Annotated in this window: 19 protein-coding genes; 13 read left to right on the forward strand and 6 right to left on the reverse strand. The window is 46.6% G+C overall.

What is annotated here, in order from left to right; genetic code table 11:
* The first annotated feature begins 233 nt into the window (after positions 1-233).
* The 6 genes from ftn to bioD all read left to right on the forward strand — a co-directional run bounded on the left by ftn (position 234) and on the right by bioD (position 5,499).
* Complete coding sequence (gene ftn / locus VF685_RS13010) at positions 234-698, forward strand: heteropolymeric bacterioferritin subunit Ftn (RefSeq protein ID WP_005175934.1); 465 nt, start codon at positions 234-236, stop codon at positions 696-698.
* Between the two features lie 123 nt (positions 699-821).
* A complete protein-coding gene (locus VF685_RS13015; RefSeq protein ID WP_440203665.1) occupies positions 822-1,541 on the forward strand; it encodes an alpha/beta fold hydrolase in 720 nt (239 codons plus the stop codon).
* Positions 1,542-1,638: 97 nt separating this feature from the next.
* A complete protein-coding gene (gene bioA, locus VF685_RS13020; RefSeq protein ID WP_127798703.1) occupies positions 1,639-2,922 on the forward strand; it encodes an adenosylmethionine--8-amino-7-oxononanoate transaminase in 1,284 nt (427 codons plus the stop codon).
* On the forward strand, positions 2,919-4,073 hold the full coding sequence (locus VF685_RS13025; protein WP_168396985.1) for an 8-amino-7-oxononanoate synthase: 1,155 nt from the start codon (positions 2,919-2,921) through the stop codon (positions 4,071-4,073). Before bioA ends, VF685_RS13025 begins: the two co-directional genes overlap by 4 nt.
* Positions 4,055-4,858 (forward strand): malonyl-ACP O-methyltransferase BioC, encoded by an 804-nt coding sequence (gene bioC, locus VF685_RS13030; RefSeq protein WP_225876406.1) that lies wholly within the window; start codon positions 4,055-4,057, stop codon positions 4,856-4,858. The genes VF685_RS13025 and bioC overlap by 19 nt, the downstream gene beginning before the upstream one ends.
* A complete protein-coding gene (gene bioD, locus VF685_RS13035; protein ID WP_168396986.1) occupies positions 4,858-5,499 on the forward strand; it encodes a dethiobiotin synthase in 642 nt (213 codons plus the stop codon). Before bioC ends, bioD begins: the two co-directional genes overlap by 1 nt.
* Before the next feature lie 49 nt (positions 5,500-5,548).
* On the opposite strand, the gene rluB is transcribed toward bioD, so the two are convergent.
* From rluB to VF685_RS13065, 6 genes are all read right to left on the reverse strand, one after another.
* Positions 5,549-6,589, reverse strand: coding sequence for a 23S rRNA pseudouridine(2605) synthase RluB (gene rluB / locus VF685_RS13040; protein ID WP_127798709.1), 1,041 nt, complete (start codon positions 6,587-6,589; stop codon positions 5,549-5,551).
* Between the two features lie 41 nt (positions 6,590-6,630).
* Complete coding sequence (gene scpB, locus VF685_RS13045) at positions 6,631-7,197, reverse strand: SMC-Scp complex subunit ScpB (RefSeq protein WP_370459243.1); 567 nt, start codon at positions 7,195-7,197, stop codon at positions 6,631-6,633.
* 20 nt (positions 7,198-7,217) lie between these two features.
* Positions 7,218-8,012: a segregation and condensation protein A gene (locus VF685_RS13050; RefSeq protein ID WP_016659867.1), complete on the reverse strand. Its 795-nt coding sequence runs from the start codon at positions 8,010-8,012 to the stop codon at positions 7,218-7,220.
* 268 nt (positions 8,013-8,280) lie between these two features.
* Positions 8,281-8,562: a hypothetical protein gene (locus VF685_RS13055; protein ID WP_286426409.1), complete on the reverse strand. Its 282-nt coding sequence runs from the start codon at positions 8,560-8,562 to the stop codon at positions 8,281-8,283.
* A 32-nt stretch (positions 8,563-8,594) separates the two neighbouring features.
* The gene (locus VF685_RS13060) at positions 8,595-9,212 is read right to left on the reverse strand and encodes an L-threonylcarbamoyladenylate synthase (RefSeq protein ID WP_016659869.1); all 618 of its coding nucleotides are present in this window, start codon (positions 9,210-9,212) and stop codon (positions 8,595-8,597) included.
* An 84-nt stretch (positions 9,213-9,296) separates the two neighbouring features.
* Positions 9,297-9,959 (reverse strand): elongation factor P hydroxylase, encoded by a 663-nt coding sequence (locus VF685_RS13065; protein WP_168396987.1) that lies wholly within the window; start codon positions 9,957-9,959, stop codon positions 9,297-9,299.
* Positions 9,960-10,056: 97 nt separating this feature from the next.
* On the opposite strand from VF685_RS13065, the gene VF685_RS13070 reads away from it, so the two are divergent.
* From VF685_RS13070 to VF685_RS13100, 7 genes are all read left to right on the forward strand, one after another.
* Positions 10,057-10,614 carry a YceD family protein gene (locus VF685_RS13070; RefSeq protein ID WP_005175975.1) on the forward strand — a complete coding sequence of 186 codons (558 nt, stop codon included), beginning with the start codon at positions 10,057-10,059 and terminating at the stop codon, positions 10,612-10,614.
* Between the two features lie 76 nt (positions 10,615-10,690).
* Complete coding sequence (rpmF, locus tag VF685_RS13075) at positions 10,691-10,876, forward strand: 50S ribosomal protein L32 (RefSeq protein ID WP_005175977.1); 186 nt, start codon at positions 10,691-10,693, stop codon at positions 10,874-10,876.
* Between the two features lie 192 nt (positions 10,877-11,068).
* Complete coding sequence (gene fabD / locus VF685_RS13080) at positions 11,069-12,046, forward strand: ACP S-malonyltransferase (protein WP_163142659.1); 978 nt, start codon at positions 11,069-11,071, stop codon at positions 12,044-12,046.
* On the forward strand, positions 12,043-12,777 hold the full coding sequence (fabG, locus tag VF685_RS13085; RefSeq protein WP_045796367.1) for a 3-oxoacyl-ACP reductase FabG: 735 nt from the start codon (positions 12,043-12,045) through the stop codon (positions 12,775-12,777). Before fabD ends, fabG begins: the two co-directional genes overlap by 4 nt.
* An 83-nt stretch (positions 12,778-12,860) precedes the next feature.
* Complete coding sequence (acpP, locus tag VF685_RS13090; protein ID WP_001279871.1) at positions 12,861-13,097, forward strand: acyl carrier protein; 237 nt, start codon at positions 12,861-12,863, stop codon at positions 13,095-13,097.
* Positions 13,098-13,294: 197 nt separating this feature from the next.
* Positions 13,295-13,771 carry a peptidoglycan-binding protein LysM gene (lysM, locus tag VF685_RS13095; RefSeq protein ID WP_005175989.1) on the forward strand — a complete coding sequence of 159 codons (477 nt, stop codon included), beginning with the start codon at positions 13,295-13,297 and terminating at the stop codon, positions 13,769-13,771.
* 441 nt (positions 13,772-14,212) lie between these two features.
* Positions 14,213-14,785, forward strand: a 573-nt coding sequence (locus VF685_RS13100; RefSeq protein WP_440203666.1) for a BapA/Bap/LapF family prefix-like domain-containing protein, incomplete at its 3' end; no start/stop codon positions are given.

Consider the following 14,785-nt stretch of genomic DNA (forward strand, 5'->3'; position numbering starts at 1 on the left):
GTTTTTGATAGTTACAAAATTCTAAATTTGCCGCTTTGTGTGTTTGGGTTGCAGAAAAATCAGACAAATGTGCGCAAGCAATTCTTTTTTATGTGGAAAAGTTTGAATCCAGAACTGTAAATGCACATGCTTCTCATTTTAATTATATAAAAATCATATATTTACACAAATTATCTTTTGCAACTTGGCTTGGCTTTCGCCATAATGAGCGTATTCGTAAGGGAGTAATGAAAATGCGTGGCAATCCAGAAGTCGTAGACTATTTAAATATGTTGATCGGTGGCGAACTGGCTGCTCGTGATCAATACCTGATTCACTCGCGTATGTATGAAGATTGGGGCCTGAGCAAGATTTATGAACGCATCGACCATGAGATGCAGGAAGAATCACAACATGCCGATGCCTTGATTCGCCGGGTTCTGTTCCTTGAAGGCACTCCGAATATGCAACGTGATGATATTGACGTCGGTACCGACGTACTATCCTGCTTAAAAGCCGATTTAAAGCTAGAGTATGAGGTACGTGAAAAACTGGCCCAAGGTGTTAAGCTGGCAGAAGACAAGGGCGATTACATCACCCGTGACATGCTGCGTCAGCAAATGTCAGATACCGAAGAAGACCATACTTACTGGCTGGAAAAACAGTTGCGTTTAATTGAACTCATTGGTTTGCAGAACTACATTCAATCGCAAATGTAAGCCCAACCCAACATTGACCCGGCACTGGCCGGGTTTTTTATGGTCGAGATTTGGCGATTTTGATGCAGTGCAGGCGTCGCTATTTTTACTATACTGCGACTAGATGGAAACAAGGACAGCACAATGCAGCAGCGTATACTTTTGATCACCGGATGGGGCGGAGGAACCGGCCTGTTACAGCCTGTACAACATAGCCTAATGCAACACGGCATTCAGGTCGATGTCCTGAACATTTTTAATGCGGCGGATCCGGTACAGTTCCAGCAGCAGCTGGAACGGGCCAAAGGCTATAGCGTGCTGATGGGCTGGTCTCTGGGTGGGCAGCTGGCAACCTTACTGGCCGATGCACTGGCGCAATCCGGACAGGCGCCGCAAGCGCTCATTACTTTGGCTTCGAATCCGTGTTTTGTTGCGCAAGACGCGTGGCCCCACGGGATGGTTCCCGAGACTTTTCAGCAGTTTAAACAGGGCTTTGCCAAAGATGCGGCCGCGACCTTAAAACGTTTTGGTTATCTGGTCTGTCAGGGTAGTGCCCAGAGCCGGCAGGATTTACAGAAATTACAAAGTTTAATCCAGCCGCAATCTCTAACCTTGTTAAAACAGGGATTAGCTTTGCTGGAACAGCTTAATCTGGTGACCATCTTAAAAAATTATCCGGCTCCACAATATCATTTGCTGGCACATGAAGATCAGCTGGTTCCTTGCCAAGTTGCAGAAGATTTACAGAATTTAGCTGCAACAAATCTTCAGGTTGAGGTGGTTGCTGGCTCGCATGGCATCCCGTTGTTTGAAACAGATGTGGTTACACAGAAAATTATTGACTATTTAAAGCAACTCTCCTGACCCTTCAGCGGAAATGATAATTCCCGCAATTTCTTTTTCTGTGTGGCGGGAGTAAGATCGAGCTCATGCATATTTTAAACCAGACAGGGAGTCCGGGATGACCGATTTATTTGACCAGCAACATCTTTGGCATCCTTATACTTCCATGACCCAGCCACTGCCGACTTTCAAGGTAAAGCGGGCTTATGGTGCGACCATTGAACTTGCAGATGGCCGCTGCCTGATTGATGGCATGTCATCGTGGTGGTGTGCTATTCATGGCTATAATCATCCTGAACTGAATCAGGCCGTGACCGACCAGTTACAGCAGATGTCGCATATCATGTTTGGCGGTCTGACCCATGATCCGGCCATTGAGCTAGGCAAATTACTGCTGCAAATCATTCCGCCGAGTCTGGATAAGATTTTCTATGCCGATTCCGGTTCCGTGGCGGTTGAAGTCGCGTTAAAAATGGCGGTGCAGTACTGGACTGCGCAAGGCCAGCCACAAAAAACCAATTTTATTACTCCACGTTCCGGCTACCATGGCGATACCTGGAATGCGATGTCGGTTTGCGATCCGGTCACTGGCATGCATCAGATTTTTGGTTCAAGTTTGCCGAATCGTCTATTTGTCTCTGCACCACAAACCCGCTTTGATGAAGACTGGAACCCGGACGATATTGCCGAGCTGGAACAGGCTTTGGCCCAGCATCAGCATACACTGGCCGCACTGATTCTAGAGCCGATTGTGCAGGGTGCAGGTGGTATGCGCTTTTATCATCCTGAATATTTGCGTCAGGCCAAGCGTTTATGCGAGCAGTACGGTCTGCTGCTGATTTTTGATGAAATTGCCACCGGCTTTGGTCGTACCGGCAAGTTATTTGCCTGGGAACATGCCGGAGTGGAGCCGGATATCATGTGTATTGGCAAAGGACTGACGGGCGGTTATATGACCCTGTCGGCAACTTTAACCAGCAAGCAGGTGGCAGACACCATCAGTCAGGGGGAAGCTGGCGTGTTTATGCATGGCCCGACTTTTATGGCCAATCCGCTGGCTTGTGCGGTGGCACTGAAAAGTACTCAAGTCTTGCTGGCACAGGACTGGCAGGCCAAGATTCAGCAGATTGAACAGCAATTGAAACAGGCTTTAACGCCACTGGCTCAGCTGAGCCATGTACAGGATGTGCGGGTGCTGGGCGCAATTGGGGTGGTTGAACTGACTACGCCAGTCGATATGCAAAGCCTGCAGCAGCAGTTTGTACAGCGGGGCATTTGGGTGAGGCCATTTGGCAAACTGGTTTATGTGATGCCGCCGTATGTGATTTCAGCAGATGAGCTGCACTACTTGCTGACCCAGTTGACCGAGGTGGTCCGCCAGATGCAGGAGAATGCCGCATGAGTTTACTCGACCATTATGCCCAGCAGCTGGAACAGTTAAAACGCACTGCCAATTTGCGTCAGTTTCAGTCCAATCTGCAACATGGCCGCACGATTCAGATTCACGGGCAGCGCATGCTGAATCTGTCCAGTAATGATTATCTGGGGCTGGCCAGCGATGTCAGCTTGCGTGAAGAATTTTTTGACTTAACCCCCGCAGCCGAGCGCCGTATGAGCGCCTCATCGTCGCGTTTGCTGACCGGGAACTTCCGGGAATATGAGCAGCTGGAAACGAGTCTGAGTCAGGCCTTTGGCCATGCCGCCTTGCTGTTTAACAGTGGCTACCATATGAATATCGGGATTTTACCGGCACTGGCCGACAGTAAAACCCTGATTCTGGCCGACAAGCTGGTCCATGCTAGCATGATTGATGGTATCCGTTTATCTTCTGCCAAGGCGGTGCGCTACCGGCATAATGATCTGGCGCATCTGGCCCGGCTGCTGGAACAGTATCATGACGATGCGCAAATTGAACGGATTATAGTCGTGACCGAATCCATTTTTAGTATGGATGGTGATGAAACCGATCTGGCGGCACTGGTGCAGTTAAAGCAGCGTTATCCGAAAGTGATGCTGTATGTCGATGAAGCACATGCCATTGGCGTACGTGGAGAGCGGGGGCTGGGCTGTGCAGAGCAGTATGCGGTGCTGGAGCAGATTGATTTTCTGGTGGGGACCTTTGGCAAGGCCTTGGCCTCGGTCGGTGGGTATCTGATTAGCCATCCGCTAATCCGTGACTATTTAATTAACCGCATGCGCCCGTTGATTTTCAGTACCGCGCAGCCGCCGCTGAATATGGCCTGGACCCGGTTTATGTTCCAGAAGATGTTGCAGATGCAAGCCCAGCGCCAGCATTTACAGCAGATCAGCCAGGAATTAAAAGTGCAGGTTGAAGCCAAAGGCTATGCCTGTCCATCGACCTCACAGATTGTGCCGGTAATTCTGGGCGAATCGGAAAAAGCCGTACAAAAGGCACAGCAGCTACAGCAGGCTGGGTTTTATATCATGCCGGTACGTCCGCCGACCGTACCGCAAAACAGTTCACGGCTGCGGATTTGCCTGACCGCGCAGATTCAGTCCAGTGAGCTGGCGCAATGCGTGGCGCTGTTATGATGGACAAGTCAGCGATGTCTGTAAATAAATCGCAAGTGGCACGGCGTTTTGCCCAGGCGCATCACAGCTATTTGCAGCATGCGGTGATTCAGCAGCAGATTTGCCAGCAACTGGTTCGGCTGATGCAGTCACATCTAACCAGTCGAAAACTGGGACGGGTGTTTGAAATTGGCTGTGGTACGGGGGCTTTAACCCGTGCGCTGGAGCAGCACTTTCAGGTGCAGCAGTTGCTGCTCAATGACCTGTATCCAGAAGTCCAGCAGCAACCGTTTTCTACTTCCCGAACCGAATGGTGGATTGGCGATGCCGAGCAGATTGCTTTTCCAGAACAGCTGGATGTGCTGATTTCGAGTTCAGCCTTGCAATGGATGCAGAATCTGCAGCAGCTGTTTGCCAAAATCGCCCATGCTTTAAAGCCTTCGGGTTATTTATGTTTTTCTAGTTTTGGTCCGGACAATCTCAAGGAAATTAAAGCCCTGACCGGGCAGGGGCTGGATTATTTCAGCCTGCCGGAACTGCGCCGCTGTCTGGAGTCACAAGGCTTCGAAATTGTGTATTTGTCTGAAACTGTCAAAACCCTGGCTTTTGAACATCCACGTCAGGTATTGCAGCATTTAAAAGCCACCGGGGTCACGGGTACCGCTTCCGGGCACCGCTGGACCAAACACAGTTTGCAGCAGTTTTATCAGGCCTATCGGCAGTTTTCCCGGCTGAATGTGGCCGGCCAGCAGGAATATCTGCTCAGTTATCATCCGATTTATTGTATTGCACGGAGCACAGGCTAATGGCACAGATCTATTTTGTCAGTGGAATTGATACCGGAATTGGCAAAACCTATACCACCGGTTATCTGGCCAAGGTCTGGAGTGCTGAAGGACAGCGAACCATCACCCAAAAGCTGATTCAGACTGGCAATACTGATATTTCGGAAGATATCCAGCAACATCGGGAGATGATGGGCTGTGGCTGGTTGCCTGAAGATGACAGCAAGCTGACCATGCCCGAGATTTTCACTTATCCGGCATCGCCGCATCTGGCCACCCAAATTGATGGCCGTGAGATTGATTTCAATAACATCCGCCAGGCGACAGAGCAACTGGCAGCGCGTTTTGATGTGGTACTACTGGAAGGTGCCGGTGGCCTGATGGTGCCGCTCACCACGGAAATGTTAACGATTGATTATATTGCCGAGCAGCAGTATCCGGTGATTCTGGTCAGTTCAGGACGTCTGGGTAGCATTAACCATACCTTATTAAGTCTGGAAGCGTTGATGGCGCGAGGGCTGTCGCTGTATGCGCTGGCCTATAACCTGAAAGATGAATCACAAGATCCGCTGATTTCTAAAGATACCGCTGAGTATTTAAAAACCTATTTGGCTCGGCATTTTCCAGAGGCAAAATGGATTGAGATTCCAGTTTTGGATTAAAACTGTGATAAAAAAAGCCACTCAATTGAGTGGCTTTTTGCTAGGCAGCTTAAAACTTTCTAAAGCTTTTGTTGCCAAATGGTTTGCGTGGCGCATGTTCATCACGCTCTTGACGGCCAAAGCTGTTGCCATTTGGGTTATCACGGCGGGCAAAGTGTGTGCCATTCTGGTTTTCACGACGTTCACGATTGCCAAAGTTATCATCACGCGGGCCGCGGGTTGAAGACGTTGGCGCTGCTTCATTGTCACGGCGCTGCTGACGCAAGAAACCACCGCGACGCGCTGCCATCGGTTTTTCCTGCATACGTTCATTACGGCGTTTAGCCATACCGTACAGACCGGTTCCCTGACGTGGTTTCAGCTCAACCGCTTTGGTCAGGTTGTCGATGTCATTCTTGTCCAGTTCCATCCAGCGGCCAGTACGCAGTTCACGTGGCAGAATCACGGTACCATAACGGGTACGTAGCAGGCGGCTAACTTTTAAGCCCTGAGATTCGAAAATACGACGTACTTCGCGGTTACGACCTTCTTTTACCACCACCTGATACCAGCGGTTGATACCATCACCACCAATTTCAGAGAAGGATTCAAACTTGGCCGGGCCATCATCCAGTACCACACCACGCAGCATGTTGTTACGGATTTGTGGCGTGACTTCACCCATTACACGGACCGCATATTCACGCTCAATTTCATTGGATGGATGCATCAGGCGGTTTGCCAGTTCGCCATCATTGGTGAACAGTAACAGACCGGTCGAGTTGATATCCAGACGGCCGACCATGACCCAGCGATCATTGGCGATTGATGGTAAATGATCAAATACGGTCGGGCGTTGTTCCGGATCGTTACGTGAACAGATTTCACCTTCCGGTTTGTAGTAAATCAGCACACGGCGACGGATTTCATCTTCAATCTGGAAGCTGACTTTACGACCATCGATACGAAGCTCATCGTCTGGTTCAATACGCTCACCCACCTGGGCCACTTGGCCATTGACACTTACACGACCAGCGGCAATGACTTCTTCCATATAACGGCGAGAACCCAAACCAACGCGTGCCAGTACCTTTTGCAATTTTTCACTCATGACAGCATAACCTTAGAAATTATCATCAACAGTTCACCTATTCACGATCTCGGTGCCTGGGCATCGAGGTGCATGAAAGCTTCCTTGGCATCCTGCAGGGGAGGCAATTGACCGACAGAGGTCAGGCCAAATGCATTTAAAAATTGTGGCGTTGTGACTAACAACGCGGGTCTTCCAGGGAGTTCCCGGAAACCGGATTCCTTAATCCAGTTCCAGTCAAACAACGTTCTGAGAATCTGACTGTTGTTTGATACTCCGCGAATCTGTTCAATATCTGCTCGGGTCACCGGTTGATGGTAAGCAATCACAGCCAGTGTTTCGAGTAAAGACGGGGATAAACGGGTTGGTCGTTCCGGCCAGGCCTGTGCAATCAGGGTACGATATTTGGCCCGTACCTGAAAACGGAAACCTTGCGCAGTTTCAACCAGTTCAATAGACCGGCCATGTTGCAGCATGGCCAGTTGTTGTAAAAAGACTTTTAATTCTGCCTTACTATAGCGTGCCTGAAATGCTTCTTTCAGACGTGCCAGCGATACCGGTGCATCACTGGCAAAAATAATGGCTTCTAGCTGCATCAGCACTTCATGATGCTGTTCATCACTGGACATGTTAAGGGTTTGCTCTGACATTAGGCCTGTGCTCCCTGAATGGCCAGCGGTGCTTCGACACCACTGGCAACAATTGCCACTTTTTGCTGACGGGTCAGTTCCAGAATCGCCATAAAGGTCACGACCATGCCCATACGGCCCTGGCTCGGCTTGAGTAGCTCGGCAAACGCTAGCACTTCACCGCTTTGCAGCTTTGCTTCAATATAGGCAATCCGTTCTTCCAGTAACACCGGTTCCTGCTGAATCTGGTGAATCACCGGTTCAGGGCGGTTAAATACACAAAATAGCGCATCACGTAACAGGCTGGCCTCATGACCCTCATTGCTATACGCCACTTGGCCCAGACTGACATGGGTATTAAAGGTATCACGCTCTAACACCGGCATTTGCCCCAGACGTTCAGCCGCCTGTTTAATCCGTAAATAATTTTCCAGCCGGTCAATCAGTTCCTGCTTTGGATCTTTTTCCAGCTCGCTGATGGCTTTTGGTTTCGGCAGCAGCAAACGCGATTTTAAATCGGCCAGCAGGGCAGCCATCACCATATAATCTGCGGTCAGCTCAATATTCAGGGATTTCATCGCATCCATATAGGCCAAATATTGAGAGGCAATCGGTGCGATATCAACCTGTAGCAGGTCAAAGCCGTTTTTTTGAATCAGGTAAATCAGAAAGTCGAGCGGGCCTTCGAAATGCTCTAACAGGATTTCAAATGCTGCAGGAGGAATATATAAATCCTCAGGAATCGTCTCTTGCCACTCATCCAAAACGCGGATGTGCGGGACTTGGTCCATAGCAGGATGCACAGATTGATTCATTACAGTTTTAGGCCACGCGAATTTTCAAAGGCATGATAAGAGCTTTACATTCGATCTCACATCGAAAAGAAAGCATGGAGTTAATTGCGCGTAGTTTAATGGAAATTGACCATGAAATAAATTACCCAAATGACTAAAAGCGAAAAAAAGCAAAAGTAGATGGCAATTCTGCAGCGAAAAAGCAGGAAAAATCACGTTCAATACAGTAGAAGATATGGCCTAAAAGCGCATACAGATAAGGGTTTTAGCAAGAAAAACTCACCTCAGATCAAACACGTGATAAAGCGGACTGCTCAAGCTGTTCCAGCAGTTGCTGACACATTTCACGGCTGCACAGGTTCTGGCGGCCTAATCTTAAGGACAGGATATAGGCCTCTTCAACACTCGACAGCAGATGATATGCCTGTTGTTCGATAGAGAACACGACAGCCGGGTTGGGCATTGCATCCAGCAGCAGAGCCTCAGCTTCCAGAGACCAGGGTTGGGTCGCATAGATTAGCTGGCTTTTGGGAAACTCGCGAAGGTTGAGCAACAGATAAAATAAATCCATACCGTTTCCTCCTGAGGTGGCGCTGAGCGCCGTTATTCAAACGCACTCACATCACCAATACCACGACGGATAATTTCCGGCTGATCACCAGATAAATCGACAATACTGGTGGTGGTTAAAGTCCCCAGGCCACTATCAATAAACACATCAATACGTTTACCAAGTTGCATTTCAATATCATAAGGATCATCCAGTGGATCATCCTGCCCCGGTAAAATCAGGGTGGAGGTCAAGAGCGGTTCATCCAGCTCTTTCAGTAACATTTGGCAAACCGGATTGCTCGGAATACGCAGGCCAATGGTTTTCTTTTTCGGGTGCATCAGACGGCGCGGCACTTCACTGGTGGCCGGTAAAATAAAAGTGGTCACTGCCGGGGTATTGTTTTTCAGCAGGCGATACATGGCATTATCGACCTTGGCATAAGTGGCAATATCGGACAGGTCACAACATAAAATTGCATATTGATGTTTAGGACCAAGACCACGAATCTGGGCAATCCGTTCCATGGCTGCTTTATTCCCAATCTGGCAGCCAATGGCATAGGCTGCATCGGTAGGATAGACCACCACATCGCCGGCACGAATCCGTTCTACTGCCTGGCTAATTAAACGGGGCTGAGGATTTTCAGGATGAACTCTTAAATGCAGCATATTCTTTTCTCCTGATCTGATGATGATTCGCTTTTCAGACCATTGTACAAAGCTCTGTATATCCAGAGCGTTGATTTATGTAATTTAATCAAGCATTTCTCTTGCAAATTCATCGCTATGTAAGCTTTTGCCATGCCGGGTACATAAACAGATACAGTCAATAAAGCGTTTGGCATCGCGTGGCAGTTTGGCTTCACCACGAAAATAACGCTGTACCTGGGCATAAACATTGTCTTTAAAGCAGGCACCATCGCCGCCTTCACCGGTCAGGTTATCTAAAGAAACCCGGAATTTGCGTCCAAATGCAGTGGCAAACATCCATTCAATGGCTTGCGGCTTGATTTCGACCTGCTCAAACAGGGCCTGCTGCTCAGCCGTGCGGCCATCCGGAGCATACCAGTAGCCTAAATCGGGCTGTTTACGGCGTTCCTCACCGGCAATGGTCCAGTGACTGATTTCATGCAGGGCACTGTTAAAGAAACCATGCGCAAACTGGATGCGAGCAGGGGTGTCTGCGGTGACGGGAAAATACTCCGGTTCAAAATCACCACGCACCAGGTTGACATTGTGGTGGGAAAACCAGTGATTAAAGTGTAAGATGAGCCAATCGACGTATTCTGATTCTGTCGATAATTTCAACCAGTCCGAGAGTTGCACTTGGTCAGGTGAAATGTCAGAATCGAGCGTTGAAAGTGTGCTAACGAGTGATGAAACATTCACTTCTGTTTGCGGCTGCAACAGATGCATGACTTAATTTACCCAATTGGTCTGTCTAAATAAGTACAAAATTGTATCTTAATCTTTGACAGAGTACTGATGAATTTGTAGAATTGCCGCCTTAATTATGTCAGCAAATACCTTTCCGGCACAGATTGAGCCGTTTAAATGGGCTGAACAGGGCTTTACATGGTCAGGTACCCTGCCATTGTCTCGCTTTGCTCGTATTGCTCGTGAAGCTGTTGGATCAATTGATGATCAATTGATTAACATAGACTGTAAGCTATCAATGGATGCCTATCATCGCATTGCATGGCTAGATGGTCACGTTGAAACACAAGTTCCAATGGAATGCCAGCGCTGTCTGGATACTGTGGAAATTGACCTTGTTTTAGACTTCCATTTAGCGCTTGTAGATGATGAGTCACTGATAGAGCGCTTGGATGAGGATGCTGATTTCATTGTTCTGGGTGAAAGTGAAGCAACCAGCAAAGGTGATTATGATTCACCGGCGACGGCTGATTTACTCGCACTTATAGAAGATGAACTGTTATTGTTGCTGCCTTTGTCGCCTAAGCATGACGCTTGCGAACACAAGCATCAACCTGCCGTTCAGAACGATGTCGAAGAAAAACGGGATAATCCGTTTGATGTTTTGGCAAGTTTGAAGGGTAAACTTAACTAAAAATTATGTTATAATTTTGCGTTAAGACAACTGAATTTGTTCTGATCCATTTTTTCGATCTTTGTAAGGAGCCATCATGGCCGTTCAGCAAAACCGTAAAAGTCGCTCTCGCCGTGACATGCGCCGTTCACATGACGCTTTAACCGAGAATGCATTAACTGTAGACCAAGCTACTGGTGAAACTCATCGTCGTCACCATGTATCTAAAGATGGTATCTACCGTGGTCGTCAATTATTCGCTAAAGCAGCTGATGCTGAATAATTGTTGACAAGCATTAAGCGTCAAGCTTAGTGGAAAAAATGGGAGCGTAAGCTCCCTTTTTTTGTTGTTTTTCGCAATTACTTCGCCCGAAAAATAGTGTTAAATTTTCGCACCAACGATCAGCTTACATAAAAAAGAACTGTTGAAGGGGCGTACCCTGTTTAAAACAGCTCTACACGAAAGGATTTTTATATGTCTGCTACACGATTCGAGCAAGCGACAAAAACTGCATTTGTGTTTCCTGGACAAGGTTCACAAAAAGTCGGCATGCTGGCAGAACTTGCAGAACAGTTTGCTGGTGTGCGTGAAACTTTTGCGGAAGCATCGGCCGCAATCGGTTTTGATTTATGGCACATTGCGCAAAGTGGTGAAGGTTTAGATCAAACAGAATTTACCCAGCCGGTTTTATTGACCGCCAGTATTGCATTGTGGCGTGTCTGGCTGGAGCTGGGTGGTGTAGCACCCAAATATCTGGCTGGCCACTCTCTGGGCGAATACAGCGCGCTGGTAGCGGCTGGTGCGTTATCACTGGGTGATGCCGTGAAGCTGGTCAATCTGCGTGGCAAACTCATGCAGTCGGCTGTGCCACAAGGCCAGGGTGCTATGGCGGCCATTTTGGGTCTGGGAGATGCCAAAGTGATTGAACTGTGTGCGCAAGCTACCGCACAAGGCACCGGTTCAGTTGAAGCAGCCAACTACAATGCCCAAGGTCAGGTGGTAGTTGCTGGTGATAAAGCAGCGGTAGATGCAGTCATCGCACTCGCCAAAGAAAATTCAGCCAAAGCTATTGCGCTTCCGGTGTCAGTGCCATCGCACTGTTCACTGATGAAACCGGCTGCAGAACAGTTCGCACAAGCTTTGGAACAAACTGCCATTGAGCTACCAAGCATTCCTGTAATACAAAATGTGGGCGCAGCTGTAGCAACTGATGTTGCTCAATTGCGTCAGGCTTTGACTGCTCAATTGTATCAGTCTGTGCAATGGACAAACACCATGCAGTACCTGCAAGACCAGGGCATTCAGTACATTGTTGAATGTGGTCCAGGAAACGTATTGGCGAACCTTGCAAAACGCTTACCTCACATAGAAAAAGCATTCCCGATTGACAGTAACAGTCGTCTGGAGGATGCCTTAAATGCCATTTTAGTGGCTGAAGGGAAAATTGCATGACACAAGAACGCAAAGTCGCATTGGTGACAGGTGCAAGCCGAGGGATTGGTGCAGCCATCGCTCAGCAGCTTATTCAAGACGGTTATTTTGTGGTTGGGACAGCAACTTCTGAAGCAGGTGCAGAAAAACTAAGCACAGGCTTTGGTGAACAGGGTGCGGGTAAAGTCCTGGATGTTCGTAATGGCGAGGCAATTGATGCGCTCATTTCGGACATCGAACAAAACTATGGTCCGGTACTGGTCTTGGTGAACAACGCTGGTATTACCAAAGATAATTTGTTACTGCGTATGTCTGAAGATGACTGGGATGATATCCTCAACATCCATCTGAAAGCCGTTTACCGTTTGTCTAAACGTGTACTGAAAGGCATGACCAAAGCGCGTTTCGGTCGCATTATTAATATTAGTTCAGTGGTGGCACACTTTGCCAATCCGGGACAGGCCAACTACTCTGCGGCCAAAGCAGGGATTGAGGCATTTAGCCGCAGCCTGGCCAAGGAAATGGGCAGCCGTCAAATTACAGTCAACTCTGTTGCACCCGGTTTTATTGCAACAGAAATGACCGAACAGTTAAGTGAAGAAATTCGCAAAAAAATGAGTGAGCAAGTGGCATTAAACCGTTTAGGTGATCCACAAGATATCGCCAATGCAGTGAGTTTCTTGGCTTCTGACAAAGCAAGTTACATCACTGGTACAGTGTTACATGTAAATGGTGGTTTATACATGAATTAAGCTCATGTATAAACTTTCAAAAACTTATAGATTCAATTAAACTAACGGCATTAAAAACGCCACAAGCAATGAGGAGAATTCCTGTGAGCGATATCGAACAACGCGTTAAACAAGCGGTTGCTGAACAACTTGGTCTTAAAGCTGAAGAGATTAAAAACGAAGCATCTTTCATGGATGACTTAGGTGCAGACTCTCTGGACCTGGTTGAACTTGTAATGTCTTTCGAAAATGATTTCGACATCACAATTCCCGATGAAGATTCAAACGAAATTACAACTGTTCAATCTGCAATTGACTATGTGACTAAAAAACTTGGTTAATTAAAGATTTTTAGCAGATGCTAAGAAAAACCACCCTTTTGGGTGGTTTTTTTATGGCAGGCCGAAATTACATAAGCTTACTTTTATCTAACCAAGCGCAACGCTCTCCTGTGTATTTTTTCGTTATAAAAAGAAAGCACGCAATTCCAAATGATTGATAAAAATCAATTGCATCAAATAAAAGCTGGAGAATAACAATGGGACTTTTTGATTTTGTAAAAGGTATTGGTAAGAAAAATACTGCCCCGGCAGAGCAACAACCGGCTGCACCGGCGGCGCCAGCAGAACCGTCTGCACAGGAAATGGCCAATAAATTATTGGGACATATTAAATCTTTAGGCTTGCCAATTACGGGCCTTTCTGTGAACTATAATGGCAAGACCGATTTAGCCACGATTAAAGGACAGGTACAAAGCCAGGCTGATCGTGAGAAAATTGTACTGGCGGTGGGCAATATTGATCATGTTGCGCAAGTGGATGATCAGATGACCGTGGCAACACCTGAACCAGAAAGTAAATTCTATACAGTTAAATCAGGCGATACCCTGTCTAAAATCTCAAAAGAATTTTATGGTGATGCCAATCAGTACAATAAAATCTTTGAAGCCAACCGTCCTTTGTTAAAAGATGCGGATGATATTTTCCCTGGACAGGTGTTACGTATTCCGGCTTAAAGATTCAGAATTTTTATAAAAAGACGCGTATCGCGTCTTTTTTGTTTTTTAATAATCTTCAAATACTTAAAAAGAATTAATGTAACTTTTTTTATTTATATTTATCTTGTTTGTAATTGTGTGTATTTGCTGTATAATTTTTAACATTTTCAATACAATAAGTTAATTTATGTGATGTGATTAAAATAAATAAATAAAAGTGATGGTAATTTTGCATTTGTTTGGTTTAATTGATAATTATGTCTCGTTTTAAAAAAATAATTAAAACAAATGCTTATCACATTCTAAATTTTAGTTTTTAAATCCGAGTATTTTGATAAGAAATATTAATCAGTATGTTCTGAGTATAAACTAGATAAAAATGCCAACTCTTGCTAAGAAGAATAATAATTTCAAAACCTAACTTTACATAAAGATACGATCATAAAAAAGGAAGAGGGTATGCCAAATATAGCGGTTACTTCGAAAGAGACACAGCAGTTATTGCTGTCTGCTGATACGAATACGGTTACTTTATCTGAAAACTCTGTTGTCAAGATTGATACAGCAATTGAGGATGTGGCGAGTATTACTCGAGAGGGAAATGCAGCAATAGTGAACCTGAAAAATGGCGAAAAGGTAGTGATCGAAAGCTATTTTGATGACCCATTAGATAGCCATCATATTGTTTTTGATAATGGAGAGCAGCTGTATTGGGCAGAGTTCGCAAATGCTGCTGGCGAGATCCTTCCTACAATTAAATATCATTTTATCGAAACGATTAGTCCACTGTTATACGCTGATACACTTGCTGCCCTGATGCCTTGGGTCACTGGAGCTGTAGCTGCAGGAGCGACTATTGCTGCGGTAGGTTCAGATTCTGATAGTGCATCATCAAATACACCAGTAGATTCTACAGCTGCAGAACAACTAGTGATTGCAGCAGAAGAGGCTCAACAGGCTGCAGAAGATCTATTAAATCAGGCGCAAGAAGATGGCTTGATTACCTCAGAAGAACAAGCGCAGCTTCAAGAT

The sequence above is a fragment of the Acinetobacter sp. Brlt_5 genome, from assembly GCF_051949055.1.
Taxonomy (GTDB): domain Bacteria; phylum Pseudomonadota; class Gammaproteobacteria; order Pseudomonadales; family Moraxellaceae; genus Acinetobacter; species Acinetobacter indicus.

Excerpts from the sequence above, each read along its gene's own strand:
- fabD (WP_163142659.1), top strand. The coding sequence starts at position 11,069 with ATGTCTGCTACACGATTCGAGCAAGCGACAAAAACTGCATTTGTGTTT.
- bioA (WP_127798703.1), top strand. The coding sequence starts at position 1,639 with ATGACCGATTTATTTGACCAGCAACATCTTTGGCATCCTTATACTTCC.
- lysM (WP_005175989.1), top strand. The coding sequence starts at position 13,295 with ATGGGACTTTTTGATTTTGTAAAAGGTATTGGTAAGAAAAATACTGCC.
- ftn (WP_005175934.1), top strand. The coding sequence starts at position 234 with ATGCGTGGCAATCCAGAAGTCGTAGACTATTTAAATATGTTGATCGGT.
- VF685_RS13015 (WP_440203665.1), top strand. The coding sequence starts at position 822 with ATGCAGCAGCGTATACTTTTGATCACCGGATGGGGCGGAGGAACCGGC.
- fabG (WP_045796367.1), top strand. The coding sequence starts at position 12,043 with ATGACACAAGAACGCAAAGTCGCATTGGTGACAGGTGCAAGCCGAGGG.
- VF685_RS13065 (WP_168396987.1), bottom strand. The coding sequence starts at position 9,959 with ATGCATCTGTTGCAGCCGCAAACAGAAGTGAATGTTTCATCACTCGTT.
- rpmF (WP_005175977.1), top strand. The coding sequence starts at position 10,691 with ATGGCCGTTCAGCAAAACCGTAAAAGTCGCTCTCGCCGTGACATGCGC.
- VF685_RS13050 (WP_016659867.1), bottom strand. The coding sequence starts at position 8,012 with ATGAATCAATCTGTGCATCCTGCTATGGACCAAGTCCCGCACATCCGC.
- scpB (WP_370459243.1), bottom strand. The coding sequence starts at position 7,197 with ATGTCCAGTGATGAACAGCATCATGAAGTGCTGATGCAGCTAGAAGCC.
- VF685_RS13055 (WP_286426409.1), bottom strand. The coding sequence starts at position 8,562 with ATGGATTTATTTTATCTGTTGCTCAACCTTCGCGAGTTTCCCAAAAGC.
- rluB (WP_127798709.1), bottom strand. The coding sequence starts at position 6,589 with ATGAGTGAAAAATTGCAAAAGGTACTGGCACGCGTTGGTTTGGGTTCT.
- bioC (WP_225876406.1), top strand. The coding sequence starts at position 4,055 with ATGCGTGGCGCTGTTATGATGGACAAGTCAGCGATGTCTGTAAATAAA.
- VF685_RS13070 (WP_005175975.1), top strand. The coding sequence starts at position 10,057 with ATGTCAGCAAATACCTTTCCGGCACAGATTGAGCCGTTTAAATGGGCT.
- VF685_RS13060 (WP_016659869.1), bottom strand. The coding sequence starts at position 9,212 with ATGCTGCATTTAAGAGTTCATCCTGAAAATCCTCAGCCCCGTTTAATT.
- VF685_RS13025 (WP_168396985.1), top strand. The coding sequence starts at position 2,919 with ATGAGTTTACTCGACCATTATGCCCAGCAGCTGGAACAGTTAAAACGC.
- bioD (WP_168396986.1), top strand. The coding sequence starts at position 4,858 with ATGGCACAGATCTATTTTGTCAGTGGAATTGATACCGGAATTGGCAAA.